Below are 25,774 nucleotides of genomic sequence, written 5' to 3' on the forward strand. Positions count from 1 at the left end.
CGCGGCCGCCCGCGGCGCCATAGGATGAGTTGCCCTGCTCAGCGCTCTCGGAGGCCCTCATGCGCCTGTCGCGTCGGTTGGTCCTGCTCACGGCGGCGGTCGTTCCGCTGGTGACCACGCTCGTCGGCGCCCCGGCCGGCGCCGTGGCCCACCGGGAGCAGCGGCCCACCCCGCCGTCCTGGCTGAAGCTGGAGAACGGCGTCAGCCAGCCCCAGTTCGACCTGGCGAACGCCGTCGAGGAGACGCTGTTCGTCGAGACGAGTGTCGACAGCGACCTCGACGGGCGGCGCGACCGGGTCCGGGTGCGGCTGTCCCGGCCGGGGGAGACCGAGACGCAGGGCATCAAGGTCCCGGTGATCTTCGAGCACAGCCCCTACCGCTACAACCCGGGCGACGCCGAGAACCACAACGTCGACTTCTCCGTCCTGCCCCAGGAGCACATCCAGCCTCGGGCCGCGCTCGCCGGGGGCGGCCAGGCCAAGGCCCCGGTCCCGGACCTGCCCGGCTCGCTGGACAACTACTGGGTGCCGAGGGGCTACGCGGTGGTGCTCGGCGAGAGCATCGGCACCGGCTTCTCCGACGGCTGCCCGACGATCGGCGACATGAAGGAGACCCTGGGTACCCGCGCGGTGATCGACTGGCTGGGCGGTCGCGCCCGGGCCTGGGACGAGGCCGGCGAGCCGGTGGCCGCCGACTGGACCACCGGTGACGTGGGCATGACCGGCGTGTCCTACAACGGCACCCTGCCCAACCAGGTCGCCACGACCGGCGTCGAGGGCCTGCGCACGATCGTCCCGGTCTCCGCGATCTCCAGCTGGTACGACTACTACCGGGCCAACGGGCTCGTCCGCGCGCCGCACTCGAACGCCTCCGCCGTCGGGGACAACGGCTTCCAGGGCGAGGACCTCGACGTGCTGGCCTTCTACGTGGAGGGTCCACGGCTGGAGCACTGCCGGTTCCTCACCGACGCGATGCTGCAGTACGGCGACCGCATCACCGGCGACTACAACGACTACTGGCACGAGCGCGACTACCTGCACCGCGCGCGGAACGTCACGGCGAGCGTCTTCGTCGTCCACGGCCTCGAGGACTACAACGTGATGCCGCGGGCATTCGCGACCTGGTGGTCGCAGCTCGAGCGCTACGACGTGCCGCGCAAGATCTGGCTGCACAAGGACGGCCACGGCGGCCCCCGCGGCACGACCGACTACCAGCGCACGCTCAACCGCTGGATGGACCACTGGCTGTTCGGTGTCGACAACGGCATCATGACCGAGCCCAGGGCCGACGTGCAGCGGCCGGACGGGACCTACCACAAGTACGCCGACTGGCCGGTACCCGGCGCCCGTAAGACCACGCTGCGCCTCGGCGCGACCAGCGCGACCGAGCCCGGCACGCTGTCGGTCGGGCTGCCCTCCGGCCCGCGCCCGCGCCAGTCGTTCGTGGACGCCGGCCGCGAGCTGGACACCGACGTCGCCCTGCTGCCGAACCCGGACGACGCCAACCCGAACCGGCTCGTCTACACCTCCGCCCCGCTGGCGCGGCCCGCGCACCTCAGCGGCACGCCGTCGGTGTCCCTGCGGGCCTCGGTGAACAACCGGTACGCCGCGAACCTGACCGCGGTCGTGGTCGACTACGGCCCGGTCGGCTCCACCGCGGCACCGGTGATGGTGACGCGCGGCTGGACCGACGTGCAGAACCGGCGGTCGATCTCCCGCAGCACGCCGATCCAGCAGGGCGCCGAGTACACGTTCACCTGGGACCTCGAGCCGGACGACTACGTGTTCCCCGCCGGGCACCGGATCGGCCTCGTCGTCGTCTCCACCGACCACGACTTCACGCTGCGCCCGCTGCCCGGCACCGAGCTCACCGTGAACCCGGCACGCAGCACGCTCTCGCTCCCGCTCGTCGGCGGGCTGCGGTGATACGCCGCGTCCTGGCGCTGGTCCTGGTGCTCGTGCTGGTCCAGCTCGCCCCGCCGGCCGTCGCCGACACCCGGCGCACGCCGACCGAGTGCGTTGCCGCACTGGACTGCTCGGCGGAGGAGATCGACCTGATGTCGATGGCCGAGCGCCTGGAGTTCGTGCGGGGGATGCAGGCCGGGCCCGGCGCGTCGCTGCGGGTCCACGACCGGTGGCGCAACATCGAGGGCGTCATCACGTTCTTCCGGGACCACGGCCTCGGCGCCCCGGGCAGCTGGGTGTCCTATGTAGACGCGGGCATCCTGGAGGGGATCGAGCGCGGGCTCGCCATCGCGCTCGGCCGCTCCGCCGACGACTTCGGCAACCCCGGGTCGCGGCTGTGGGCAAGGTACGTCACCGGGGTCGCGAACGGCTCGTACCCCACCCGTTCGGCACACGACCGGGCGTGGAGCGAGGCCGAGCAGGCCTCCACCGAGTACGGGGTGGAGCTCGCGGAGAGCCACGGGCAGTACGCGACGGCCGTCGAGGAGCGGTTCTACCAGTTCTCCGAGACCTACCGGTGGGCGCTGCGCAATCGTCCGGTCGCGTTGGACCTGCTCGCCGTCTACGGCTGGCTGATTCATCCCGACCTCGCCAGGGGACGGGTGCCCTTCTACGACTGGTTCACCGACGTGAGCGAGTCCGCTCCCTCGGTGAAGGGCTGTGAGATGGCTTACGGCTTCGCCCAGCTGCACCCGATCGCCGGCGTGTTCGGTGCGGCCGGTCTGTTCCTCGCCTACGTGACCGAGTTGTTCGAGGAGTACCAACGGCCGTAGGAACTCCTCGATGGGCTGGATCTTCGCGCTCAACGCCGAGTGCGGGCGCGCCGAGGGCGACGCCCGTGCGCTGGCGCGCCACTTCCACGACTGGTCTTCCGACGTCGTCCTGATCGCGGAGGACTGGTGGTGCGGCGTGGTTCCCGCGGGGCTGAGCCGGTCGGGAGTGCGCTCTGCCGCGGACGCGGCGGCCATGACCTCGGCGGGGATCCAACTCTACGAGCGGCTGCGGAGCGCACCGCCGGTGTACCGCTACGCACTCGTCGGGGTCGAGACGGACGAGTTCCGCCACTATGACGAACTGACCGCGCAGGACGAGGACGTGACCGTGTTCCCCGGCCTCGTGATCAGCGACGACATCTGGACCGCGGTCGGGAAGCCACCGGTGTTCGGCGCCTTCGCGCCGGGATACCGGTGGCTTCCCTACGTCGGCGAAGGCGTGTGACGGGGCAGGGTGACGGGAGCGACCGCGCCATGACACGAAAGTAGCTCGTGATCGGGTTAGCATCGAAGGGTGACTCGTCCACCTGCGCTGATCGCCCACGACCAGGCGCTGCGGACACTGCGGGCCCAGCTCGTGGCGCAGCCGGACGGTAGCCCGATCCGCCTCGCCAAGCCGACCTCGAACCTGTTCCGGTTCCGGGAACCCCCACCGGCGAACGCGTTGGACGTCAGCGCCTTCACCGGCGTCCTGCACGTGGACCCGCGGGAGCGGGTGGCCGAGGTCGGCGGCATGACGACCTACGAGGACCTGGTCGACGCCACGCTGCCGCACGGCCTGATGCCGACGGTGGTGCCGCAGCTGAAGACCATCACGATCGGCGGAGCGGTGGCCGGGCTCGGCATCGAGTCCACCTCGTTCCGTGCCGGCATGCCGCACGAGGCCGTGCTGGAGCTGGAGATCCTCACCCCCGACGGCGAGGTCGTGCTCGCCAGACCGGACAACGAGCACAGCGCCCTGTTCTACGGCTTCCCCAACTCCTACGGCACGCTCGGCTACGCGCTGCGGCTGCGGATCTCGCTCACGCCGACGCGGCCCTTCGTGGCGCTGCGCCACCTCCGCTATCCGGACGCGGCGAGCTGTGCCGCGGCCATCACCGAGCTCGCCGCGGACCCGGGTGTCGACTTCCTGGACGGCACCGCGTTCAGCGGCGAGGAGCTGTACCTGACCGTCGGCCGGTTCACCGACTCCGCACCGCGCCTGTCCGACTACACGGGGCGCCACATCTACTACCGGTCGGTCCGCGAACGCGTCGAGGACCACCTGACCGCCCGCGACTACCTATGGCGGTGGGACACCGACTGGTTCTGGTGCTCCCAGGCGCTCGGCGCGCAGCACCCGCTCGTGCGCAGGCTGTGGCCGCGCCGCTACCTGCGGTCCGACGTGTACCGCAGGATCGTGGCGCTGGACCGCCGGTTCGGCCTCTCCGCACGGGTCGACCGGCTGCTGGGGAACCCGGCGCGTGAACCGGTGATCCAGGACATCGAGGTACCGGTGGAGCGGCTCGCCGAGTTCCTGGAGTTCTTCGACACCGAGATCGGCATCCGGCCGGTCTGGCTGTGCCCGGTGACCCTGCGCGAGCCGCGCGGGTGGCCGCTGTACCCCATGCCGCCCGGGCGGATGTTCGTGAACGTCGGCTTCTGGGCCACCGTCCCTTTGCGACCCGGTCAACCGGAAGGTCACCACAACCGGCTGATCGAGAGCAGGGTCACGGAGCTGGGCGGCCACAAGTCGCTGTACTCCGACTCGTACTTCACCGAGGATGAGTTCTGGCTTCGGTACGACGGGGAGACCTACCGCGAGCTCAAGGAGACCTACGACCCGCGCGGGCGACTTCCCGACCTGTACGCGAAGTGCGTGGGCAACCGGTAGGACGGGAAGGAGCGACGATGAAGCTGGCCGAGGTCTTCGCGCGCGCGATCGGACGCGACGCCCCACTGGAGTTCCGCGCGTTCGACGGCAGCACCGCTGGGGATCCCGGCGCCCCCGCCCGGATCGTCGTGCGCTCGCCGCTGGCGATGTCGCACCTCGCGTCGGCGCCGGGCGAGCTCGGGTTGGCCAGGGCGTACGTGAGCGGCTCGCTGGACATCGACGGCGACATGTACGCCGCGCTGGCGAGCATGTCCTCGGCGACGCTGGAGGGCGTCCCGGCGAAGGTGCGGCTGGAGATCGCCGCCCGGCTCGGCGCCTACCGCCTGTGGTGGCCCACCCGGCGACCCGCCGCGGAGTCGCGGCTGCGCGGGCGTCGCCACTCCAAGGCCCGGGACCAGGAAGCCATCACCTACCACTACGACGTGTCGAACCGGTTCTACTCGTGGATCCTCGGGCCCTCGATGGCCTACACGTGTGCGGTGTACCCGGAGGCCGACTCCTCGCTCGAGGAGGCGCAGTGGACCAAGCACGACCTGGTGGCCCGCAAGCTCGGGCTGAGGCCGGAGATGCGACTGCTCGACGTCGGCTGCGGGTGGGGTGGCATGGTCATCCACGCGGCCCGGCACTACGGCGTGCGCGCCCTCGGCGTGACGCTCTCGCGCAAGCAGGCCGAGTGGGGTCAGAAGGCGATCGCCGAGGCCGGGTTGAGCGAGCTCGCCGAGATCCGTCACCTCGACTACCGCGACGTGCGGGAGTCCGGGTTCGACGCGGTCAGCTCGATCGGGCTGACCGAGCACATCGGCAAGGCTCGTCTCGGGGAGTACTTCCGCTTCCTGCACGACAAGCTGCGGCCGGGCGGGCGGCTGCTGAACCACTGCATCACCCGCTCGGACAATGCCCAGCCCGCGAAGGTCGGCGGCTTCCTCAACCGGTACGTGTTCCCGGACGGTGAGCTGGAGAGCCCCGGCCACCTCGTCTCGGCCATGCACGACAACGGTCTGGAGGTGCGCCACGAGGAGAACCTGCGCGAGCACTATTCGAGGACGTTGACCGAGTGGTGCGCCAACCTGGACGCGCACTGGCCGGAGGCCGTTCGCGAGGTGGGCCTGGACCGGGCCCGGGTGTGGCGGCTCTACATGGCCGGCTCCCGGCTCGGCTTCGAGCGCAACAACGTGCAGCTGCACCAGATCCTGGGCGTGCGACTGGACGGGGCCGACGCGCGGATGCCGCTGCGTCCGGACTGGTAGGTCAGTCCCGCGAGCGCGGCAACGCCATCCGGACACCCGTTCGGTCGCCGAAGCGCGTGCCGGCGACGAGCGGAGCGGCCATCAGCCGGAGCGCGGCGACGGTGAGCACGGACCGCCCGTTGCGCCTGGCCAGCGCCGGCCCGAGAGCCGACATCACCGCGGCGAGGGCCGGTAGCGGTCGCATGTAGAGGGTCAACTCGGCGATCTTGCCGTGCTCGTCGAGCCGGACCCGCAGCGTCTCGTCGACCTGCTGCCCGCCGACGGAGGTGGTGCCGAACAGGACCCAGTCGTCGCCGCCGCCGATGACGTCGTGGTAGTCGATCCGTTCGAACCGCTCGTAGACGGCGTCGAACAGTTGCCGCACCTCGGCCTGCCCGCGGAAGGAGGTGGTGTCGGTGAGCGGTGAGTGCACCACGACGTCGTCGGAGCAGGCGGACAGGGCCAACTCGATGTTCTTGGTTCGTCCGGCTTCGCGGAAGTCCTCGACAGACATGGCTACTCCTCGGTGATGTGCGCCAGCCCGCGCCAGAGCAGGTCGGCGGTCAGCTCGACGATCTGTGCCCGGGAGAGGTCCCGGTTGTCCCACCACCACGCGGCGATCGCGTTGACCGTCCACTTGGCAGCTTCGGCGAGAAGGAGGTCCGCCCGGCGCCGCTCGAGCGGCACGGAGATCCGCAGCTCCGCCACCCGCCCGAACTGCTCGGCGAGGACGGCGGTGGCCCGCTCCTGCCGGGCCCGGTGCGCCTGCGCGACCGCCGGGTCGCTGGGGGCGTCCAGGAAGACCATCCGCCAACCGGTCGGGTTGGCCTCGATCCAGGCGAAGATGGCGTCGACGGTGCTCCGGAACACGTCCTCCGTCGACCCGCCCCCGCCGGCGACCTGTGTGCCTACCTCCTCCCACCGCGTGATCAGGTCGTCGGCCTGCGCCGACACCAGCGCCGCGTAGAGGTCGGCCTTGGAGGCGAAGTGGTCGTACAGCACGGGGGTGGTGACCCCCGCCGCCGTCGCGACCGCACGCATCGCCGCACGGTCGTACCCGACCTCGGCGAACACCGTCGCCGCGGCCGCGAGGATGACCTCCCGCCGGTCGGCGGGAGGCAGGCGTCGCCGCTTACCTGACATACGTTAGGTAGCTTAGCTCGTTACCTAACGCTTGTCAGGTCCAAGATCGAGGATGAAGGTCGGCGGGTCGCCGCTGGTCTCCGATTCGGGGAGGACCAGCTCGGACTTCCGGTGTTCGAGCTCGTCGCGCTTGCCGGCGTAGAAGAAGGCCCCGAACTCCTCCACTCCCGCCCCCGAGATGGAGGTCGACGTCCGGTCGCCGCGCCCCGGCAGCCAGCTTCGCTTCCCGGCCCACAACCCGAACCGCTCCAGCGCCGCCAACACGACCAGCAGGCAGACGATGCCCGGGATCGACATGGCCCATACCCATCCCATGCGCGGACAACGCCCCGCCAGCGGAGCTGGTTCCGCCACGGCACAATGCCCTCCATGCGTAACAAGGCCGTGGAGCAGCTGAACCCGCTGATCGGCACCTGGCAGGCAACAATGGGCGACGCGTGGTTCCTGGAACCGGCTGGCCAGGAGTTCCCCGGCTCCGCCACGTTCGAGTGGCTGGGCGAGGCGTTCGTGCTCTTCCGCTGGACCACGGAGGCCGGCGAGATGACCCTGGTTCTGGGCCACAACGACTCGACCGACACCTACGCGGCCCTCTACCACGACGAACGAGGCGTGTGCCGCCGCTTCGCCATGACGTTCGACGGGAGCCGGTGGACGCTGAACCGCGAGGACCCGGACATGTTCCAGCGGTTCACCGCCGAGATCGAGCCGGGTCGCATCTCCGGCCGCTGGGAGGCGTCGGAAGACCAGGGAGCGACCTGGCGCAAGGACTTCGCCCTCGTCCTCACCAGCAACCCGCGCGAGGCAGACTCCTGATTTCATGCCAGCGATCGCTGGTGGCGAGCGGCGCCATACTCGGCAGCGTCAGCACGGTCCTCCTCGCGGCTCACCTAAGCTGAGCGGAGGAGGAAGGTGAAGGGCGAAGCCACAACAGATGGGTGGGCGCCCCCACCACCAGAGCCCGCACGCAGGCGAAAGAAACCACCATGTCGCACTACTCCACGGACGGTCCGGTCAACGCGGTGTTCGCCGCCCTGCAGACCTCACGCCCCGAGATCCAGATCGAACGCCTCACAGTCACCCATCCTGCCGACAGCGACGACCTGTGGTTCATCAGCGTCCCCGACCGACCCGAAGACGTCCAGCTCGAGTGCTATCCCCACGGGCAGCCGCCGTTCTTGGTCGAGGGCGACGGTACGCATCAGGTACTGACCACCTCCGACGCGAACGAGGCCGCGGAAACCGTCCTGGCCTGGCTGGCCTCAGGTACCTGACTCCCACGTGATGACCGCCGGGTGGTCGGGGGTCACCTGAGTTGTGCGGAGGTTTTTCCGAGCAGTCGGCGGGCGATGATGAGCTGCTGGATCTGCTGGGTGCCTTCGAAGATGTCCATAGTCTCTCGGCGTCTCCTGTCTGGCCTGCTGATGTGCGCTGAAAAGGGTCTCTGACCTGGCTCAACGCCTGCCAACAGTTCTCGCCGATTCTCGGCCGTCCCCGCTCTCTCACGGCCTGGAGACGGCATGATCTTGTGCTGCCTGCACCTCTCCCGCTCCCTCGTAGAGGCCGTCTCGTAGCGCCGGTTCGCTGGGGTCAAGGGTGGCGCAGCCATCGCGTCAGCGACGCCCGGGAGGGCGCCCTTGAGGCCGGCGGGCCGGTGTTCGATGCTTGGGGCCGAGGGAGCCTGCCGTGTGGGTTCTTGGACATGTCGCGCCGCCGGTGGTGGCGCTGCCGTCGCGGGCTCGTGGGCTGCGCCGCGCTGGCCGGCCGGCGTGAGCGGAGCGGGAGCCGGCCGTGCCGCGTCGGATGCGGCCCACGTTGTCAACGCGACGGGCCGACTGCGCCGCCACCGGCGGCGCGCCTTGATCCCATAGAGGCATATTCGGCAGCGCAATGGCCGCGCTGAACCCATTCGGGTCTTCTGAACACTTGAACTCGCCGAAAGATGACGTTCCTCGTATGCTCCGGCTTGGACGCAGGGTGCACCGGTGGATGGTATAGCGGCCCTACCCGATGCGGATGGCTAGCGCAACGCCACAACCGTACGTTAACAGCGGGAATAGGATAGTCAAAATGCACGAAAGCGATGAGTTCGTCCTGGGCGTTGATTTGGACGGGGTATGCGCCGATTTCTACGCCAAGATGCGAGAAGTATTCGCCGATTGGCGCGGAGTAGATATAGGTGAACTTTCCGCGGAAGTGACATACGGTCTTCCCGAATGGGGAACATTGCCTGGTGAATACGATCGCGTGCATCGTTTCGCGGTTACTCAGCGAGACCTGTTTCTAAGTATGACGCCTATAGTCGGCTCCGCTCAATCAATAAGAAGGCTCGGCACCGAAGGCGTTCGCATAAGAATTATCACTCACCGATTGTTTATTAGACACTTTCACCAGACCGCCGTCGCACAGACCGTTAAGTGGCTGGATCAGCATGCGGTCCCGTATTGGGACCTATGCTTCATGCGTGACAAATCGCTTGTCGACGCCGACATATACATTGAGGACACGGAATCAAATATCCAAAGCTTGGAGGCAGCAAACAAGACTGTTATCGCGTATACGAACTCAACAAATAGACGAATGAATCCCCCGCCGTTGCTCCGCGCCAACAACTGGAGTGAAGCTGAGGATATTGTTCGTAGTCGCTACTACGCGTGGAGGCAGGAACGGAATATGGCCCTTCCTCTCGCGCCCGGACACGAACCACCGGAGTCGGGTGCGTAGACAATAAAAAGAGGAGTTAGGTCGCAAGTGTTAATGTGGAACATGTCGAATCATCGAGCGGTCGACGCCTACGCTTAGATAGTTGGCGATTATTGACAAATCGATTTGGGGTCCAATCACGGCAATGGTGTTCGGGCGTAGCTCTCGATACAAGGCATTGAACCAGATGCCGGAGGGCTCACTTGCATGACTGGAGCCTTCTTCCAGGGTAGCGAATGGTCCCGAAGAGAAGTCGTGGAACTCCTCGCTAATGGGCATCACGCCAACCCCAGCATCGTTGTACGCTAAGACGTATGTTTGATAAAATCCCGGGTTTCCAAAGTAATAAGATTCTGCATAACCGAAGCGATTAGCGCCAATTACAAGCCGATTTCCAGTTCGCAGCGCGGACTCGATCTTTGAGATTCTGAGCGAGGGGATAACGCCTTCGATTTGGCTCGCGGTCAGTTTAATGATAGGAAGTCTGAATTTCTTGGTGCGTATCGTTATAGCGAAAGCGTGGACGCTCTCATCTTTATTAGATCCTGCGGCGAGTATGTAGGCGTACGGGGAGCAGTACACCTGGATGTACCGATCGGGCAACTCGCTGCCAGGAAGGGAGTTCTGGGTGGATTTTATGTAGGGTACCCCTAATATATCGTCGAATCGAGAAAAAGATATGCCGCAGCTGAGCTGCAGTAATTGTTCTCGATGTATCGCTTTTCTTCTCAACCATCGTCCGACGCCCGCAGTCCGACCTGCGACAATAATTAGCAGTGTGAGACATGCCGAGATTGCGCCAGGGATACCGACAAACTTCAGCACATTGTCCCAGTTGATGTTCATCCCGTGTCCCGCTCTGCCATACTCGACTTGTCAGCTGTGACCCTTTGGGATCTTGCTAGTGAGCGACAGCAGCGACCGTTGAATATGAGGATTTACGGCGATAGTCTCGCTCGAGGTGAAACTATGAGCGGCTCCCGTAGCATCGACTACATTTGCGCCGGCTTCGCGTGCTAAAAGCACCCCTGCTGCGGTGTCCCACGGTTTATTGGCCATGATAACCGCGGCATCCGTCCGCCCTTCGGCTACCCATGCCAGGTCGAGTGCTGCTGAGCCAAACATGCGAATTCGTTCCACTCGCTCGGCGAGTAGAGTTGTGAGGCGGATTCGCCGTTCGTTCTTGGCCGCCGCTTCGTCGCCTACTGCGTAGTCGCCGATAGAAACGATCGACTGGGAAAGCTCGGTTGTCGCACTGACTCGTATCCGGACACCATTCCCGAACGCGCCGTGACCTTTTGCTGCGAGATAACGCAAGTTCAAAAAGGGAGCGACCATGGCGGCCACTACGGGTGCGCCGCCACGCACCAGGGCTAGGGAGACTGCGCATAGCGGTAGGCCATGGGCAAAGTTCGATGTACCGTCGACCGGGTCAAGCGTCCATACATCTTGATCCCCGTCGAGCGAGGCCGTGGAGGCTTCCTCCTCTCCTAGGAACCCTGCGGCAGGAGTCATCCGCCGAAGAAACTCGCGGACTTCGTTTTCGATCTTGAGGTCGACGTCTGTGACGGTGTCGCGGTCGCTTTTGAGGCGGATCTCGGATGGTGTGGTGTTCTTGATGATGTCGTAGCCGAGGCCGACGGCTTGTTCGGCGATTCTGAGGAGGTCTGGCAGGTCGTCGGTCACTCGGTGATGTCCTTCGCGCGGTCCCACATGGAGCTGAAGACCTGTTCGAAGGTGTCGTACAGGCCTGGACCATCTTGCTTCTCGGTGACGATGGTCGGCGACTCGACACCCCGAGCATCGGGCAGGTAGGGCTGCACGACACACACCCGCTCGTCGATGATCGTGATGTTGAACCGGACGGTCTCGTCGTAGGCGCGGATGCGGAGGTTGTCTCGGGCGTCCGCGGTGAGCTTGCCCCTGGCACGGCGTAGGGCCTGGATGTTGATGTCGGTGAGGGTGGACAGGAGGCCGGCGTCGTGGCCTTCTTCCTGGTCGCGCTGCTTGATGTAGTCGCCGGCGGGGTCCAGGAAGAGGGCTTCGACGGTGGTGCCGGTCTCCAGCAGCTCGCGGAGGGAGCGGTCGGGGTAGTTCTGGCACAGGAGGTTGAGGGAAAGGCCGGCGACCCGGATGCGCTTGGCGCTGTCGAACAGCTGGTGTGGGGGCAGCTCGTGGACGAACTCGGACCGGCTGGTGTAGACGGCGGTCACGTCCTTTGTGCTGGTGGGTCGGGGTGGGGGTGCCGGCGGGCCGACGGGGAGCGGGATGCGTTCGATGCCGGGCTTGGGGATGAAGTCGATGCTGCCGCTGTAGGGCTGGAACAGCTGCTCGACGCCCCAGTCGGGGAACATGCCTTCGAGGACTCGGCAGTGGTGGGAGTAGGGCAGGGTTGCCAGCTCGCCGGAGATCCATCGGTAGAACTGTGCCTTGCTCGGGCCGGTGCCGACCAGTTCGCGTTCCAGTTTCGCGGCTACTTTGTTGTATTCGCGGCTGAATGCGCTGTAGACGTGTAGGTGCCGCTGTTTGAGTAGCACCTTGAGCAGGATGGCGTCTCCTGTCGCGGTGTCCCCGTTGCTGCTGGTCACGAGACGACAGTAGCACGAAGAGGAGACAAGACGAGACCGGATGGGGCGACCTCGGACGAGACGGGACGGATGCGGGGTCTCGACGGGACTCAGGATCGCCGACTGTGTATCCAGCGGCCAGGACAAGGGCCGGTGAGTGCACAGAAGGGTTTACATCTGAGATGGCAATTCCCAGAGGATTCCGATTTCCGATCGAGTTCGCGGATGCTTTTCCGCAGGGGCTTGTTCTGGTGGGCGAGATCGCGCCAGACACCGAGTACCAGTCGCGGGAGGACATGGCTGCGGGCCGGCCGGTGCGGCAGCGGGTCGACGAGGCCACCGGCAAGCGGCAGTGGAGGGCGACGGTCACCGACCCGGACGAGCGCAACGCCAAGCGGGCCTCGTTCGAGATCACGTTCTTGGCCGACGTTCAGCCGGTGCCGACCACGGCCGAGGTGCTGCCGGGGGTCCGGCCAATCGAGTTGGAGGGCATGACGGCTGAGCCGCGCGTGTCCGGCAACGGGGAGTTCAAGTACCAGTCGTTCGTGTTCCGGGCGACCGGCTTCAAGGCGGTCGGCGCGGCTGGTGGGAGCCGTGCGGCTGGCAAGGCGCCCGAGTCGACCAACAAGGCCGCGTGAGGCACGAGATGCGTGCTGGGGCGCGGCTGACCCGAGGGGCTGACCGGTGCGGCAACACAGCCGCCCGGCCGGCTCTCGGTCCCGCCTCGGCGGAAAGGCTGAGGTGTGGTGATGGTGTCGGAGGAGCTGGTCAAGCGCTGGGAGGCCCTGTACGGGGCGTACGGCGTGGCCTCGAAGTCGGTCGCGACCACCGAGCCCGGGGACAGGGCCGTGGCGCGGCGGATGGCGCGGGCGTCGGCGGATGTGGCGGCGGCGTGGCGGGAGATGGCGGCCCAGCCGGGGATGGCGTGGTGGGCGGTAGCCGCCTTGGGCACTGCGGCGCAGGCGTTCGAGTTCCAGGCCCGGGACTGGGCGGCGCGCGCGAAGCACGAGGCGGTGCCGTCGCGGCTACCGCACCCGCAGGTGATCCCACCCGACACGGCGGCCGGCGGCGATCAATGGGGGTCGGTGGCGGGGTGACCAGCAAGCGTTCCAAGCCCGTGTTGCTAATGGAGGCACACGAGCTGCTGACGCGTGAGCGGCCCTCGTCAGGGGCGTCCTCTCACGTGTGGCTGTCCTATTACCGGCGCAGCGCCACGGTGTACAAGGAGGTCGCGGAGACCGACCGGGGGCACCACCACGAGGCCCTGTACTGGGCATCCCGGGAAGAGCGCAAGGCCCACGAGATCGAGGAGAGCTTGCGCAAGCGCCGGAAGTAGAAAGTCCACAGTAGACACTCCGCATGCAGGGTCATGTGGCGATGGCGCACGCCTTGGTGTCGCCGTGCTGATCCCGTAGGCGCAGAAGCGGAATTCGAGGCTTCCCAACCTTTCCGCTCCTGCGCTGTCCACCCGGAGGTAGACAGTGAACAGGTTAGACCCTCCCTCGGCTAACCCGCCAGAGGGGCCGACCACCCAAGATCGTCGTCGGTGTTCTCGGTGTAAGCGGTTCGCGCGAATGTGGCCAGGAGAGTCCCTTTGCGACCGCTGCAACGGTTTCCTCGCGTTGGAGTTCATTCCTCGGCCCGGTGAGCGCCGATGAACTCCCAGACACTGTTGCAACTGCTCGCGGCCGGTGGTGTCGTCGCCGTTGTCGTGTGGGTTCTGAACAAGATCGGTAAGGCGTTGGCGTCGGTGCTGGAGGCGCTGGCGACCGTGGCCATGGTGCTCGTGGCGCTGTGGTTGATGGTGAAGACCAGCTACCGAGCCGTCCGGCTCGTGGTGGCGCACTGGCGGACCTCGCTCTGCGCCGCGTTCCTTACGGCCTGGACGTGGTGGTGGGGCTGGCTGCCGGTCCTCGTCACCGCCGTGGCCGTGGTTGGGGTGCTGGCCTTGTGGCGGTGGCGGCATCGCACGTCGTTCGAGGCTCGGCCTGGCCGGTGGCTGCGGTCGTGGTGGTTGCGCTGGACGGTCTACGCCCGGCGGCTCCCCGGGTGGCTGCGCGCGTGCGGGCTGACCGTCCGGGACGGTGAGCGGCCGGTCGTGGTGGCGGTGAACCCGCTCGGTCGGAGCAAGGTGCAGCGGCAGGTCAAGCCGCGTGCCGACCAGGTGCCCAGGGTGCTGGGTGTCCGGTCGGGGACCTCGTGGGACGAGGTGCGGGTTCGGCTGGTGCCCGGGCAGAAGCCGGAGGACTTCGACGAGTCGGCCCGAGCGTTGGCCGTCGCTCGTGGGGTCGCCCGCTGTCAGGTGCGGGAGCTACAGCCCCAGGTCGTGTCGATCGACTTCCAGCGACGGAACCTGCTCGCCGAGACGGTGTCCTGCCTCGACCTCGCCGGCCTGGTCGACGTAGCCGGCGGCGAGATCGACCTCAGGCGGGTGTGGAGCGGCCGGACCGACTACGGCACCGACTGGCACCAGTCGTTGCAGGGCTCGCACACCCTCCACGCCGGGGTCACCGGCGCGGGCAAGGGCGCGCAGATGTGGTGCCCGCTGGTATCGATCGCGCCGGCCATCCGGGACGGCTTCGTGCGGCTGTCGGGGATCGACCCAAAGGGGATGGAGCTGGCCTACGGGCGGCGCATCTTCGCCCGCTACGCGGTCACCGGCAAAGACGCACTCGGGCTGCTCGACGACCTGATCGAGGGGGCGGAACAGCGCAAGAAGGCGTTCGCCGGCCGGCTGCGGTCCGTGCCGATCTCGCGGGAGTACCCGTTGGAGATCGTGGAGTTCGACGAGATCGGCGCCCTGATCCGCTACATCGGGGACCGCAAACTCCGGGAAGCGATCACCGAGCGGGTGGCGCTGCTGACCACCCAGGGCCGAGCCCTGGGCTACACGGTGCGCGGCTATGTCCAGGAGCCCACCAAGGACACCGTTCCGGTGCGGGAGCTGTTTCCCCGCCGCATCTGCCTGCGCGTGGCCACCAAGTCCCACGTCGCCATGGTCCTCGGGGACCAGGCCTACGACCGGGGCGCGTGGGCCAACCGGATCGGTGAGACCGAGCCTGGGGTCGGCTACCTGTTCGGCGAGGGCATCCGCGAACCGCTGCGCGTCCGGGGCGGTTGGGTGCCCGACGAGACGATCAAGGAACTCGAAACCTTCGTCACCGGAAGCCCTGCGACCGATCGTGCGGGCACCGTGCACACCTTCCCCGGCCCCCGCACCACGCGGCGCGACAACGCGCCCGGCGGCGTGGCCTGACCTTCTTCGCAAAGGATTTTCATGATGATCATCAACCACTCGGCCGTGCCCTCGACCCTCGACCTGCTCATGGGCGCCTACCGCGCCCACGTGCACCGACGCACCCTGCCCACCCCGGTCCTGGTGGCCTTCCACCCCAACGAGGCCCAGGTCGAGGTCCAGCTCGGCGGCGCACCCGACCTGCCCCACGTCCTGGCCGACGTGCTGCTCTGGACGACCACCCTCGCCGAAGTCACCGCGGAATGGACCCACGCGCGGGAGGCCCGGCTGTTGGTCACCGTGCGTGGCCGCTCTGCCAGCGGTGTCCGCTTCCTCGCCTACGGCGGCGGTCCGTTCGCCGACTGCCTCGGCCTGGTCCAGCTCCGACCCGGTGAGCGAGAGGGCGTGTCGCTCGACGAGCTGTACGCCCTGCTCAACCTGATCCGCGAGCGGGAGGCTGCCTGATGAACGGTCACCAGACCCGGGCCGAACGCATGCGGCAACCGCTCGCCTCCGACGTCATCGCCGCCACCGCCGAGGCCCACGGCGTGTGTGTCCGGCCGTTCACCATGGAGGTCGGCGACCTCGACACCGGGGAGCTGCGCTACGTCCCCGTCCCCTGCGGATCCACCATCGAATCCCAGTGCGGACCCTGCGCCCGGAAGGCACGAGCGCTGCGGATGGTCCAGTGCCGCGAGGGCTGGCACCTCAGCGACGAACCCAACTTCACCCCCGACCAACCCTCGCCGGAGCAGACGGCGTTGATGGAGCTGCGCGTCGACCTGGTATCCGCCTACCAAAAGGCCGAGGGCGGCGAAGCGGACGAGCTGCTGGAGGAGATCCGGTCGGTCGACGAGGAACTTCGGCAACTCGGCATGCGCGGCCGGCTGCCCTCGCCCGAGGGGCCGGACAAGCGGCCGGTGAAGAGGTCTACCAAGCGGCGCCAGGACGCCCCGGAGCTGCCTCGGCGGCGGGTGGAGAACCGGACCGTGGGGCGGGAGTTCGCGGGGCGGTTCCGGCCGTCCATGTTCGTCACGCTCACTTGTGACAGCTATGGGCCGGTGCGGGAGGACGGCACGCCGGTCAACCCGGGCACGTACGACTACCGGCGGGCGGCTCGGGACGCCGTGCACTTCGCGGCGTTGGTGGATCGGTGGTGGCAGAACCTCCGCCGCGTCGTCGGCTGGGATGTGCAGTACTTCGCCACCGTCGAACCGCAGAAGCGCTGCGCACCCCACCTGCACGCCGCGATCCGGGGATCGGTGCCGCATGAGGTGCTGCGCCTGGTAACGGCGGCGACCTACCACCAAGTGTGGTGGCCGGCGCACGACGAGCTGGTCTACACCGGGGACCAGCTGCCGGTCTGGGAGAACGGCGCCTTCGTCCACCCCGACACCCGGCAACCCCTCACCGGGTGGGCTGAAGCGCTGGACCAGGTCGACGAGCCCGCCCACGTGGTGCGGTTCGGCCGACAGGTGCACTCCAAGGGCATCCTCGGCGGCTCCGACGAGGCCGGGCGCCACATCGGCTACCTGACCAAATACCTCACCAAGTCCACAGGCGAAGTGATCACCGCCGACACCGACCGGCAACGCGCCCACCACGACCGGCTGCACGACGAGCTGCGGATCACGCCGTGCTCGCCCCGGTGCGCGGTCTGGCTGCTCTACGGCGTCCAACCCCTCGGCGCGAACGCACGCACCCACCCTGGCCAGTGCAAGTCTCGAGCACACCGGCGCACCACGCTCGGGCTCCCCGGCCGGCGGGTGCTCGTGTCGCGGAAGTGGTCCGGCAAGACGCTCGCTGACCACCGGGCCGACCGCAAGGCGTTCGTCCTGGCCGCGCTCGCTGAGGTCGGGATCAGCAAGCCGGAGGAGGACCGGTCGCGGCTGGTGTGGCAGAAGGTCCAACCCGGCGACCCCAACCAGCCGCCGAGGGACCACCTGCTCATGCACGCCATAGCCGAACGGATCAAGTGGAAAGCCGAGTACGACAGAGCGCTCCTCGCGGCCGGCGAACCACCGCCCGATCTTTCGGCAACTCGGCAGGAGGCGGCCTGACATGGGGGAGAACATGGCCAACATCGGCGGCCCGGACCGGTTATGGACTGTCGATGACGTAGCCGCCTACCTCGGCGTGCCGGTCAAGACGCTCTACCAGTGGAAGTGGCGCGGCGAGGGGCCACCGGTCCGCAAAATCGGCCGACACCTCCGCTATGACCCGCGTGCGGTGCGGGCCTGGGCGACGGAGGCCGCGTAGCCATGGGGCACATCCAGGACCGGTGGTACCGGCCCAAGAAGGACCCGGAGACGGATCAGATCCTGCTGAACGCTCGGGGCAAGCCGATCATGGAGAAGACCGAGAACTACGGTCTCGGCCTGCGGTACCGCGTCCGGTACCTCGACCCCGACAACGAGGAGAGGTCCAAGTCCTTTCCGGACAAGCAGAAGAAGCGCGCCGAGGACTTCCTGATCGAGGTCGAATCGGACAAGCGGGAAGGCAAGTACGTCGACCCGGAGGCGGGGCGTAAGAAGTTCCGGCAGGTCGCCGAGAACTGGATCAAGGGCCAGTCGCCCGACGCGGCCACCCGCAACGCGCTGCGGAGTCGGCTGGAAAGCCAGATCTACCCGCATTTCGGAAACCTTCCGGTGGGGTCGATCAAGCCGTCGACCGTGCGTGACTGGCTCGGCTACCTCGACGAGAAGAAGTTCAGCCAGAACTACAAGGTCGCGTTGTTCAACGCAGTCTCGGGTGTGCTCGAATCGGCCATTGAGGACAAACTGACTCGCGATAACCCCTGCAAGGCAAAGACTATCCGCCGTCCGGTTGCTTCAAGTCCGCAGGTGACGGTGTGGCCCGAGGAGCGCGTGCGGACAGTCCGGAAGGGCCTTCCGGAGCGGTTCTCGGTCGTCGTCCCGCTCGGGGCGGGCTTGGGGATGCGGCAGGGCGAAATCCTGGGCGTCTCACTCGACGACTTCGACGGTGACGAGATGGTGCTCAACCTGACCCGTCAGATCCGGATCATCGACCGAACCTTGGTGTTCGCTCCCCCGAAGGGCGGGAAGACGCGCACCGTGCCGGTGTCGACGTCGGTGCTGGCCGAGGTTGAGGACCACGAGCGGCGGTTTCCGTCCGTCGCCGTCACGCTGCCGTGGAAGGAGCCGGGCGGGGAACCGGTCACGGTGCGGTTGCTGGTCACGGGCGATGGGCGGCAGCTCTACTCGGGCGACCTGTTCCACAAGGTCGTCTGGCACGGCGCGTTCCGAGTGGCCGGCGTCGAGTACCGGAAGCGGGAAGACGGGATGCACGCGCTTCGCCACTTCTACGCCTCGGTGCTGCTCTCCCAGGGCGTCTCGATCAAGGAGCTGGCCGACTACCTCGGCCACGCCGACCCCGGGTTCACGCTCCGGACCTACACCCACCTCGTCCCGTCGAGCCACGAGCGGGCGCGGGTCGCCGTCGACGGGGTGTTCGGACGGCCTGCGCCAGATGACGGCCTGGAGACGGCATGATCTTGAAAACGGCGCCGATAAAGATCGTTAGGAGGGTCGTTGTCCCGGCCGTCGAGTCCATCATGGACTGTGACGGCCGGGCACGTTTCCGCAGGTCACCTGAGTTGCGCGCTGGTCTTCCCGAGCAACCTACGGGCGATGATGAGCTGTTGGATCTGTTGGGTGCCTTCGAAGATGTCCATAATCTTCGCGTCCCGGGCCCACTTCTCGAGGAGCTCCTGCTCCCCGTACCCGACGCTCCCGCACAGCTGCACACATCGCAGCGTGATGTCCGTGACGCTCCGCCCGGCCTTGGCCTTCGCGTACGACGCCTGGAGGGAGTTCGGCTTCCCGTTGTCCGCCATCCATGCCGCTTGCAGCGTCAACAGGTACGCCGCCTCGTAGTCGGACTCGAGGTCGATGAACGTGGCCGCGGCCGCGGGCTGGGTGGCGGGGGGACGGTCGTAGTCGATCGGGACGCCGGCATCGGTGAGGAGGCGGCGGGTTTCCTCGAGCGCCGCTCGGGCGATGCCGACGGCCATCGCCGCGACCAGGGGTCTGGTGTTGTCAAAGGTCTGCATGACGCCGGTGAAACCCTGGTCCGGCTTGATCTCCGGGCTGCCCAGCAGGTTGGCGGCCGGCACGCGGACGTTGTCCAGGCGGAAGTGCGCCGTGTCGGACGCTCGGATTCCGAGCTTGTGCTCCAGGCGTACCAACTCGAAGCCGGGCGTGCCGCGGTCGACGACGAACGACTTGATCGCCGCTTTTCCCTTGCTGCGGTCGAGGGTCGCCCAGACGACGACGCAGTCCGCCCGCTCGCCGGACGTCACGAAGATCTTCTCGCCGTTGAGGACGTAGTCGTCGCCGTCGCGGACGGCGGTTGTGCGGATCGCCCCCGAGTCGGAGCCGGCGTCGGGTTCGGTGATGGCCATCGCGGCCCACTTGCCCTTGTAGCGGGCCACCTGCTCGTCGTTGCCTACCGACGCTATGGCCGCGTTGCCGAGGCCCTGGCGCGGCATCGCGAGGAGCAGACCCGCGTCACCCCAGCACATCTCCATGGTGCCCAGTGCCACGGACATGTTCGCGCCGTTGGTCACCTCCTTCGACGACCGGGCCGCGCGGCGGACGCCGCCGGCGCCGGCGCCCCCGCCGGAGGCGCTCAGGCCGTCCAGGAGAGCGGCCAGGGTGTCCAGCTCCTGCGGGTAGGTGTGCTCGGCCTGGTCGTACTTGCGCGAGTTCGGCCGCAGGAACGCCATCGCCGCCTGCCTGGCCTGGTCGACCAGCGTCGTCAGCTTCGGGGAGATCTCCAGGTTGATCACACCAGCACCGCGCCTTCCATCAGACCGACCGCCCGCAGGTCCCGGTACCACCGCTCCACCGGGTGCTCCTTCACGAAACCGTGCCCACCGAGCAACTGCACCCCGTCGCTCCCGATCGCCATTCCCTTGGTGGCGCACAACGTCCTCGCCAGCGCCACCTCGCGCGCGAACGGCATCCCCTGCTCGGCCCTGGCCGCCGCCCGGTAGGTCAGCAGGCGCATCCCGTCCAGCTCGGTGCCGATGTCGGCCACCCGGAACGCCACACCCTGGCGGTGCGACACCGGCTCCCCGAACGCCACCCGGTCGTTCACATAGTCCGTCACATAGGACAGCACGGCCGCACCGGTTCCCACGGCCAGCGCACACCAGCCGAGCCGCGACAGCCGCACGCAGTCCGCGTACACCGACGACGCCGCCCCGCCGAGCAGCGCCGACTCCGGCACCGCCACCTGCGAGAGCACCAGCCGCCCGGTTCCCGCCGCGCGCAGGCCCATCGCCGGCTCCGGCTCGACCGAGAGCCCGGCGGTGGACGACTCCACGATGAACAGCGCCGGCCCGCGCCCGTCCAGCTCGGCCGCCACCACGAACAGCTCGGCCGCCGACGCCAGCGGAACGAGCGACTTCTCACCGGACAGCACGAAGCCGCCGGAGGTTCGGTATGCCTTGGTACGTAACGAGAAGGGGTCGAACAGCGGCCGGGGTTCCTGCACCGCGAGCGCCGCGGGCGGCACGTCATCGTCCGTGAACGCCGGCAGGTACGTCGCCTGCTGGTCCTCGTCGCCCCACAGGACCAGCGCGTTGGAGACCGCGGCCGGTGCCAGGCAGGCAACCGCGAGACCCATGTCGCCGTGCGCGAGCGCCTCGGCCACCAGCACGTTGGTCACCGTCGACCGCTCGGTGGCCACGCCACCCAGGTCCTCGGGAACGCCGACCAGCGTGACACCCAGCGACGCGGCGGTGGACAGCAGCTCCGGCGGTGCGGCGCACTTGTCGTCGGCGCCCGCCGCGGCCGGCCGCAGCTGCTCGGCGGCGAACTCGCGGACCGTCTCCACGATCAGCTGCTGTTCCTCGGTCGGCGTCAGGTCGAACACCGTGCGCTGAGGTGCCGAGGGCAGCCGACGGGGCCGGGTCAGCTTCCTGGTCGCGGCGAAGGTGCGGTTGGCGGCGGTGAAGCCCACCCTGGTCGCGTGGAACAGCGCGCGGTCCACCGGTGCCTTCACGCCGAGCCTGCTCACCAGCGGCGAGCCGGCGACCCGGTTCAACACCGTCATAAGGGCGCCCATGGCGTTGCGCCGGTGTGGACCCGCGCCGAGACCTCGGCCCGACATCTCGAACCACCCCAACCTACTCGCGAGTTAAGATCTACCTACTCTAGAGTAGGGTAGCGGTCGGCGCCTGTCAGGTGTGGTCGCGCTCACCCACCGGCGGCCGCCGCTGCCGCCAGGGCCGGGCTTGCTCGAACGCCCGGCAAGCGGTGAGCACCCGCGCGTCCGCGTGTCGCGGGCCGACGACCTGCAGCCCGACCGGCAGCCCCGCCGAGGTGAAGCCGCAGGGCAGGCTGGCCGCCGGCTGCTGGGTCATGTTGAACGGATAGGTGAACGGCGTCCATCCCGTCCACCTCGACGCCGCGGAGCCAGGCGGCATCTCGACGCCCGCCTCGAACGCCGTGATCGGCATGGTCGGGGTGAGCAGCAGGTCGAAGTGCTCGTGGAACTCGCCCATCACCTGCCCCAGCTCAGCCCGGACCGCGCTCGCCGCCACGTACTCCGCGGCCGACAGCCGGGCGCCCTCGGCGGCGGCCTCCCGCAGGCCGGGGTCGAGCCCCGCGCGCCGTTCCTCGGACAGCCCCGCGACAGCCGCGGCCGCGCCGGCTAACCACAGCACCTGGAACGACTCGAGCGGGTCGGCGATGCCGGGGTCGACAACCTCCACCCGCGCTCCGAGGTCGGTGAACGACTTCGCCGCCGCGGCGACGATCGAGGCCACCTCCGGGTCGACCGTCGCGAAGCCGAGCGACGGGCTGAACGCGATGCGCATCCCGGCTACTCCGACCTCCAATGTGGACATCACCGTCCGTTCAGGACGCGGGCCGCTGCTCCAGTCCCGATTGTCTACTCCGGACAGGACGTCGAGTGCGACAGCGCTGTCCTCGACGGTCCAGGACAACGGACCGACGTGGGCGAGCGTGCCGTACGGGCTCGGCGGGAACGCCGGCACCAGGCCGTAGGTCGGCTTGATGCCGAACACCCCGCAGAACGAGGCCGGGATCCGGATCGAACCCCCACCGTCGGTGCCGATCGAGATCGGCGTGGTGGCCGTGGCCACCGCCGCCGCCGCGCCCCCGCTGGACCCACCCGAGGTCCGCCGCGGGTCCCAGGGGTTGCGCGTGACCCCGGTCAGCGGGCTGTCGGTCACGCCCTTCCAACCGAACTCGGGTGTCGTCGTCTTGCCGATGAGCACGGCGTTGTGCTCACGCAGGCGCGCCACGGCCGGGGAGTCCATGTCCCACGGCTGCTCGCGACTGATCGTGCGAGAGCCGCGCAGCGTCGGCCAGCCCCGGCTGAGTAGGACGTCCTTGACCGAGACCGGCACCCCGTCGAGCAGACCGCGTGGCTCGCCGCGCCGGTGGCGCGTCTCGGACTCGGCGGCGTCGGCCAGCGCGCGCTCCCGGTCGACGAGGCAGTAGGCGTTGAGGGTCGCGTTCACCGCCTCGACGCGGTCCAGCGCCTCCCGGGTCACCTCGACCGGCGACAGGCGCCCGGCTCGGTACTCCACCAGCAGCTCGGTCGCCGACAGCTCCAGCGTGCCCGTCATCGTGCTCCTCCCCGGACCCGCCGCACCGCCGGTCCGCCCAGGAAAACGTGAACCGTCCACCACCAGTGCTACCAGCGACCGCCGACAGGCGCACGAAGTCGATCAGGGCAGCGGCAGGCGGGCCGTGTCGAACTGTCCGGTGACGACGGCGCCGCAGAGTTCGGCGATCCGGGTGTTCGTCGCGCGCGCGTGCCGGCGCAGGGCGTTGAACGCGGTGTCCACGGGCACCTGGAACCGCTCGGCGACGATGCCCTTCGCCTGCTCGATCACCACCCGGCTGGTCAGCGCGTTCTGGAGCTGCGCGGCGAGCTCCGCCTGCCGGCGGACCGACCTGGCCTGGGCAAGGCCGATCGCGGCCAGGTCGGCCAGCGCCTGGGCGACCCGCGCCCGCACATCGTCAAGCTCGCCGGGAGCAGTGCGGTAGAGGGCGAGCGCGCCCAGCACCTCTCCCCGGGCCCGCAGGGGCACCGCGTGGGCCGAGGCGAAGCCGACGGCCGCCGCCGTGGCACCGAACCGCGGCCAGGGACCGCCGGTGGAGGACAGGTGCAACGCGCGCACCGGAACACCGGCACGGCAGCAGTCGTGGGCGGGCCCCTCGTCCAGCCGGGACAGCCTCGCCGCCCGCTCGTCCGAGGCGCCGGTGGCGTGCGGTCGGCCGCTCCTGTCCACCAGCAGCAGACCGGCCGCTGCCAGCTGGAGCAGGCGCACGCACCGGCCGGCGAGCAGGTCGAGGAAGTCATCCGGATCGACCTCGTCGACCAGGGTGTCGGCGAGCTCGACGAACGTTTCAGCCAGCTCTTCCGCCGCCGTGCTGCTCACTGGACAAGAGTACGACCGCCACTGCCAGTTATGGCGGGCTGCGTGACGACCACGGGGATTGCGGCGAAGTTTTCAGCCAATGAGCCCCGACTTCGCGGGCGATTTCCGAAAGAGGTTTACCCTCCGCGAACACGCGTGCACGCAAAGGGACCAACGACTCGTCCGCATCGACACCCGGTTGGCCGGACAGCATTCCCTCTGCCTGGTGCTCGCCGGTGAGCGCGGGAGGCTACGTGACACGCTCCGCAATCGGATCGGTGGCGTGGGCGAGAGCCGCGCGCGGACCCCCAGCCGCCGCGCATACCCGCTCTCGCGACGCGCGCGGGCGCAGGTGACAGCGGCCGAAATTGGAATACTGTAAGCGCTCGCGTACGCTGTGACACATTCCCCCGCGTGGGGTACCCCGTAGTGGATCACCGTGTTTCATTTCGGTTGAGCTGGACGGAGGCCGCCCCGAATTCTCGCAGCGTAGCGGCCTTTTTCGGTACTTGCGGGTGCAACTGCGTCATCGCGACAGGGCCTTTGGACCCTGGTCCGGACGGGGCAGATTTACGAGTATCACTCACATGCAGGTCATCTCGTCCGACGCCACCGAAATCTTCGCGAGGCTGAAGAGCGCGGCGTTCCACGAACTCGTTGCCTCGTCCATGGCCGGCGAGCGGGACGCCATCGCGACCCTCTTCGCGTGGATCCGGCCCGCGATCGTCCGTTACTGCCGGTCACGGATCGGTCGCAGCGGATCCGCCTACTCCTCCGCTGACGACGTGGCGCAGGAGATCTGTGTGGCCGTGCTCGGCGCGCTGAGCCGGTACAAGGACGAGCCGGAGTCCTTCCTCCCGTTCGTTTACGGGATCGCGGCGCACAAGGTCGCCGACCACTACCGCCGGGCCGGCCGCGACCGGTCCGACCCGGCCGCCGACGTGCCGGACGGTGTCGACATCAGCGCCAGCCCTGAGCAGCAGATCATGGCCTCGGACCTGCGGGAGCGGCTCGCCAACCTGCTCGAGACGCTGCCGCCGCGCCAGCGCGAGATCCTGCGGTTACGCTTGATCGTCGGCCTCTCCGCGCAGGAGACCGCGGCCGCCGTCGGCCTCACCCCGACCGCCGTCCGGGTCACCCAGCACCGCGCGCTGGCCAAGCTCCGCGCCGCCCTGCAGCCCACCGAGTGGGTCTGACCCAACAAACCCGTGATCTCTCAGCTCGCTCGGGCGCGGAGATAGATCTGCACCTCGATGCGGTTCGGCTCGGCCTCCGCGGCGACCTCGCGGAGCTCGGTGGTCTCGAAGCCCGTGTCGGCGAGGACCCTGCGCAGCTCCTCAGGTGGATAGGCGCAGACCTTGGTGGGCACGCCGAGGAAGCTGATCGGGAACTCGTCGAAGTCGCCGAGGACCATCGAGACCAACAGCAGCCGGGGGCCGCGCAGCTGCGTATGCAGCGCGCGCAGTAGCGGCGGGATGTCCGCCCTGGGGAGCATCAGCAGGGAAAAGAACGCGACGGCGGCGTCGAACTCGCCGAGGTCGTCGATCCGGCGCAGGTCACGGTGCAGGTACCGCCCGCCAGGAGCCTGCTCCTCGGCGAGGTCGAGCATGACCGACGACTCGTCCACCCCCACCACGTCGATGCCCGCGGCCAGCAGCTGCTTCGCCGTCGGCACGCCGCTGCCGCAGCCGAGGTCGAGGACCCGGCGTGGCTTCCGCTCGATCAGCCAGGCCCCCTCGGCGATCTGGGCGTCCCGCTCGAGGAACGAATCGTCGTAGCGTCGGCCGATCAGGTCGAAGGCAGGGGTCCCTTCGCTTCCCATCCGGCCATCGTGCCTCCGGGTGCACCGAGCGTCCACCCGCCGACCGGGT

The 25,774-nt window shown here is 68.4% G+C and carries 28 protein-coding genes; 17 read left to right on the forward strand and 11 right to left on the reverse strand.

What is annotated here, in order from left to right:
• The first annotated feature begins 59 nt into the window (after positions 1-59).
• The 5 genes from BU204_RS03355 to BU204_RS03375 all read left to right on the forward strand — a co-directional run bounded on the left by BU204_RS03355 (position 60) and on the right by BU204_RS03375 (position 5,857).
• Positions 60-1,925 carry a Xaa-Pro dipeptidyl-peptidase gene (locus tag BU204_RS03355; RefSeq protein WP_143229284.1) on the forward strand — a complete coding sequence of 622 codons (1,866 nt, stop codon included), beginning with the start codon at positions 60-62 and terminating at the stop codon, positions 1,923-1,925.
• Positions 1,922-2,737 carry a hypothetical protein gene (locus BU204_RS03360; RefSeq protein WP_075124035.1) on the forward strand — a complete coding sequence of 272 codons (816 nt, stop codon included), beginning with the start codon at positions 1,922-1,924 and terminating at the stop codon, positions 2,735-2,737. The genes BU204_RS03355 and BU204_RS03360 overlap by 4 nt, the downstream gene beginning before the upstream one ends.
• A gap of 10 nt (positions 2,738-2,747) precedes the next feature.
• Positions 2,748-3,182 (forward strand): hypothetical protein, encoded by a 435-nt coding sequence (locus BU204_RS03365; protein ID WP_075124036.1) that lies wholly within the window; start codon positions 2,748-2,750, stop codon positions 3,180-3,182.
• A gap of 69 nt (positions 3,183-3,251) precedes the next feature.
• On the forward strand, positions 3,252-4,610 hold the full coding sequence (locus tag BU204_RS03370) for an FAD-binding oxidoreductase (protein ID WP_143229285.1): 1,359 nt from the start codon (positions 3,252-3,254) through the stop codon (positions 4,608-4,610).
• A gap of 17 nt (positions 4,611-4,627) precedes the next feature.
• Positions 4,628-5,857, forward strand: coding sequence for a class I SAM-dependent methyltransferase (locus BU204_RS03375; RefSeq protein ID WP_075124037.1), 1,230 nt, complete (start codon positions 4,628-4,630; stop codon positions 5,855-5,857).
• Between the two features lies 1 nt (position 5,858).
• On the opposite strand, the gene BU204_RS03380 is transcribed toward BU204_RS03375, so the two are convergent.
• From BU204_RS03380 to BU204_RS03390, 3 genes are read right to left on the reverse strand one after another with little or no spacing between them, the layout of a single operon-like run.
• Positions 5,859-6,350, reverse strand: coding sequence for a nuclear transport factor 2 family protein (locus BU204_RS03380; RefSeq protein ID WP_075124038.1), 492 nt, complete (start codon positions 6,348-6,350; stop codon positions 5,859-5,861).
• Between the two features lie 2 nt (positions 6,351-6,352).
• Positions 6,353-6,979: a TetR/AcrR family transcriptional regulator gene (locus BU204_RS03385; RefSeq protein WP_075124039.1), complete on the reverse strand. Its 627-nt coding sequence runs from the start codon at positions 6,977-6,979 to the stop codon at positions 6,353-6,355.
• Positions 6,980-7,003: 24 nt separating this feature from the next.
• Positions 7,004-7,276: a DUF6191 domain-containing protein gene (locus tag BU204_RS03390; protein ID WP_075124040.1), complete on the reverse strand. Its 273-nt coding sequence runs from the start codon at positions 7,274-7,276 to the stop codon at positions 7,004-7,006.
• Between the two features lie 72 nt (positions 7,277-7,348).
• Between BU204_RS03390 and BU204_RS03395 the strand changes: the two genes are divergently transcribed.
• The 3 genes from BU204_RS03395 (at position 7,349) to BU204_RS03405 (ending at position 9,700) form a co-directional block, all read left to right on the forward strand.
• The gene (locus BU204_RS03395; protein ID WP_075124041.1) at positions 7,349-7,792 is read left to right on the forward strand and encodes a hypothetical protein; all 444 of its coding nucleotides are present in this window, start codon (positions 7,349-7,351) and stop codon (positions 7,790-7,792) included.
• Positions 7,793-7,914: 122 nt separating this feature from the next.
• Positions 7,915-8,250 (forward strand): hypothetical protein, encoded by a 336-nt coding sequence (locus tag BU204_RS03400; RefSeq protein WP_143229286.1) that lies wholly within the window; start codon positions 7,915-7,917, stop codon positions 8,248-8,250.
• Positions 8,251-9,046: 796 nt separating this feature from the next.
• Entirely contained in the window at positions 9,047-9,700 is a 654-nt protein-coding gene (locus tag BU204_RS03405; protein ID WP_075124043.1) for a 5' nucleotidase, NT5C type, read from the forward strand.
• A gap of 30 nt (positions 9,701-9,730) precedes the next feature.
• On the opposite strand, the gene BU204_RS38845 is transcribed toward BU204_RS03405, so the two are convergent.
• Genes BU204_RS38845 through BU204_RS03415 form a run of 3 tightly spaced genes read right to left on the reverse strand, consistent with a single transcriptional unit; the run spans position 9,731 to position 12,267 of the window.
• Entirely contained in the window at positions 9,731-10,525 is a 795-nt protein-coding gene (locus BU204_RS38845) for an ETEC_3214 domain-containing protein (RefSeq protein WP_143229288.1), read from the reverse strand.
• 30 nt (positions 10,526-10,555) lie between these two features.
• Complete coding sequence (locus BU204_RS03410) at positions 10,556-11,365, reverse strand: inositol monophosphatase family protein (RefSeq protein ID WP_075124044.1); 810 nt, start codon at positions 11,363-11,365, stop codon at positions 10,556-10,558.
• Complete coding sequence (locus tag BU204_RS03415; protein WP_075124045.1) at positions 11,362-12,267, reverse strand: DUF5919 domain-containing protein; 906 nt, start codon at positions 12,265-12,267, stop codon at positions 11,362-11,364. Before BU204_RS03415 ends, BU204_RS03410 begins: the two co-directional genes overlap by 4 nt.
• A gap of 161 nt (positions 12,268-12,428) precedes the next feature.
• Between BU204_RS03415 and BU204_RS03420 the strand changes: the two genes are divergently transcribed.
• From BU204_RS03420 to BU204_RS03455, 8 genes are all read left to right on the forward strand, one after another.
• Positions 12,429-12,884 (forward strand): hypothetical protein, encoded by a 456-nt coding sequence (locus tag BU204_RS03420; RefSeq protein ID WP_075124046.1) that lies wholly within the window; start codon positions 12,429-12,431, stop codon positions 12,882-12,884.
• Between the two features lie 111 nt (positions 12,885-12,995).
• Complete coding sequence (locus tag BU204_RS03425) at positions 12,996-13,343, forward strand: hypothetical protein (protein ID WP_075124047.1); 348 nt, start codon at positions 12,996-12,998, stop codon at positions 13,341-13,343.
• Positions 13,340-13,582, forward strand: coding sequence for an AMED_5909 family protein (locus BU204_RS03430; protein ID WP_233159182.1), 243 nt, complete (start codon positions 13,340-13,342; stop codon positions 13,580-13,582). The genes BU204_RS03425 and BU204_RS03430 overlap by 4 nt, the downstream gene beginning before the upstream one ends.
• Positions 13,583-13,900: 318 nt before the next feature.
• Entirely contained in the window at positions 13,901-15,502 is a 1,602-nt protein-coding gene (locus BU204_RS03435) for an FtsK/SpoIIIE domain-containing protein (RefSeq protein WP_075124049.1), read from the forward strand.
• Between the two features lie 21 nt (positions 15,503-15,523).
• The gene (locus BU204_RS03440) at positions 15,524-15,946 is read left to right on the forward strand and encodes a hypothetical protein (protein WP_083660970.1); all 423 of its coding nucleotides are present in this window, start codon (positions 15,524-15,526) and stop codon (positions 15,944-15,946) included.
• Positions 15,946-17,541 carry a replication initiator gene (locus tag BU204_RS03445; RefSeq protein ID WP_075124050.1) on the forward strand — a complete coding sequence of 532 codons (1,596 nt, stop codon included), beginning with the start codon at positions 15,946-15,948 and terminating at the stop codon, positions 17,539-17,541. The genes BU204_RS03440 and BU204_RS03445 overlap by 1 nt, the downstream gene beginning before the upstream one ends.
• A 1-nt stretch (position 17,542) precedes the next feature.
• Positions 17,543-17,740: a helix-turn-helix domain-containing protein gene (locus BU204_RS03450; RefSeq protein WP_233159184.1), complete on the forward strand. Its 198-nt coding sequence runs from the start codon at positions 17,543-17,545 to the stop codon at positions 17,738-17,740.
• Positions 17,741-17,742: 2 nt separating this feature from the next.
• Entirely contained in the window at positions 17,743-18,993 is a 1,251-nt protein-coding gene (locus BU204_RS03455; protein ID WP_075124051.1) for a tyrosine-type recombinase/integrase, read from the forward strand.
• 95 nt (positions 18,994-19,088) lie between these two features.
• Here BU204_RS03455 and BU204_RS03460 read toward each other — a convergent pair whose 3' ends face one another.
• The 4 genes from BU204_RS03460 to BU204_RS03475 form a co-directional block, all read right to left on the reverse strand.
• Positions 19,089-20,291 carry an acyl-CoA dehydrogenase family protein gene (locus BU204_RS03460; protein ID WP_075124052.1) on the reverse strand — a complete coding sequence of 401 codons (1,203 nt, stop codon included), beginning with the start codon at positions 20,289-20,291 and terminating at the stop codon, positions 19,089-19,091.
• The gene (locus BU204_RS03465; protein WP_075124053.1) at positions 20,288-21,574 is read right to left on the reverse strand and encodes an acyl-CoA dehydrogenase family protein; all 1,287 of its coding nucleotides are present in this window, start codon (positions 21,572-21,574) and stop codon (positions 20,288-20,290) included. The genes BU204_RS03460 and BU204_RS03465 overlap by 4 nt, the downstream gene beginning before the upstream one ends.
• A 115-nt stretch (positions 21,575-21,689) precedes the next feature.
• The gene (locus tag BU204_RS03470) at positions 21,690-23,105 is read right to left on the reverse strand and encodes an amidase (protein ID WP_075124054.1); all 1,416 of its coding nucleotides are present in this window, start codon (positions 23,103-23,105) and stop codon (positions 21,690-21,692) included.
• A gap of 102 nt (positions 23,106-23,207) precedes the next feature.
• A complete protein-coding gene (locus BU204_RS03475; RefSeq protein WP_075124055.1) occupies positions 23,208-23,924 on the reverse strand; it encodes a GAF and ANTAR domain-containing protein in 717 nt (238 codons plus the stop codon).
• Between the two features lie 566 nt (positions 23,925-24,490).
• Between BU204_RS03475 and shbA the strand changes: the two genes are divergently transcribed.
• Entirely contained in the window at positions 24,491-25,099 is a 609-nt protein-coding gene (shbA, locus tag BU204_RS03485) for an RNA polymerase sigma factor ShbA (protein WP_075124057.1), read from the forward strand.
• A 20-nt stretch (positions 25,100-25,119) separates the two neighbouring features.
• Here the strand turns inward: shbA and BU204_RS03490 are convergent, their stop codons facing one another.
• Positions 25,120-25,725, reverse strand: coding sequence for a class I SAM-dependent DNA methyltransferase (locus BU204_RS03490; protein ID WP_075124058.1), 606 nt, complete (start codon positions 25,723-25,725; stop codon positions 25,120-25,122).
• Positions 25,726-25,774: the final 49 nt, after the last annotated feature.

The sequence above is a fragment of the Actinophytocola xanthii genome, from assembly GCF_001921205.1.
In the GTDB taxonomy this organism is placed as follows: Bacteria; Actinomycetota; Actinomycetes; order Mycobacteriales; family Pseudonocardiaceae; genus Actinophytocola; species Actinophytocola xanthii.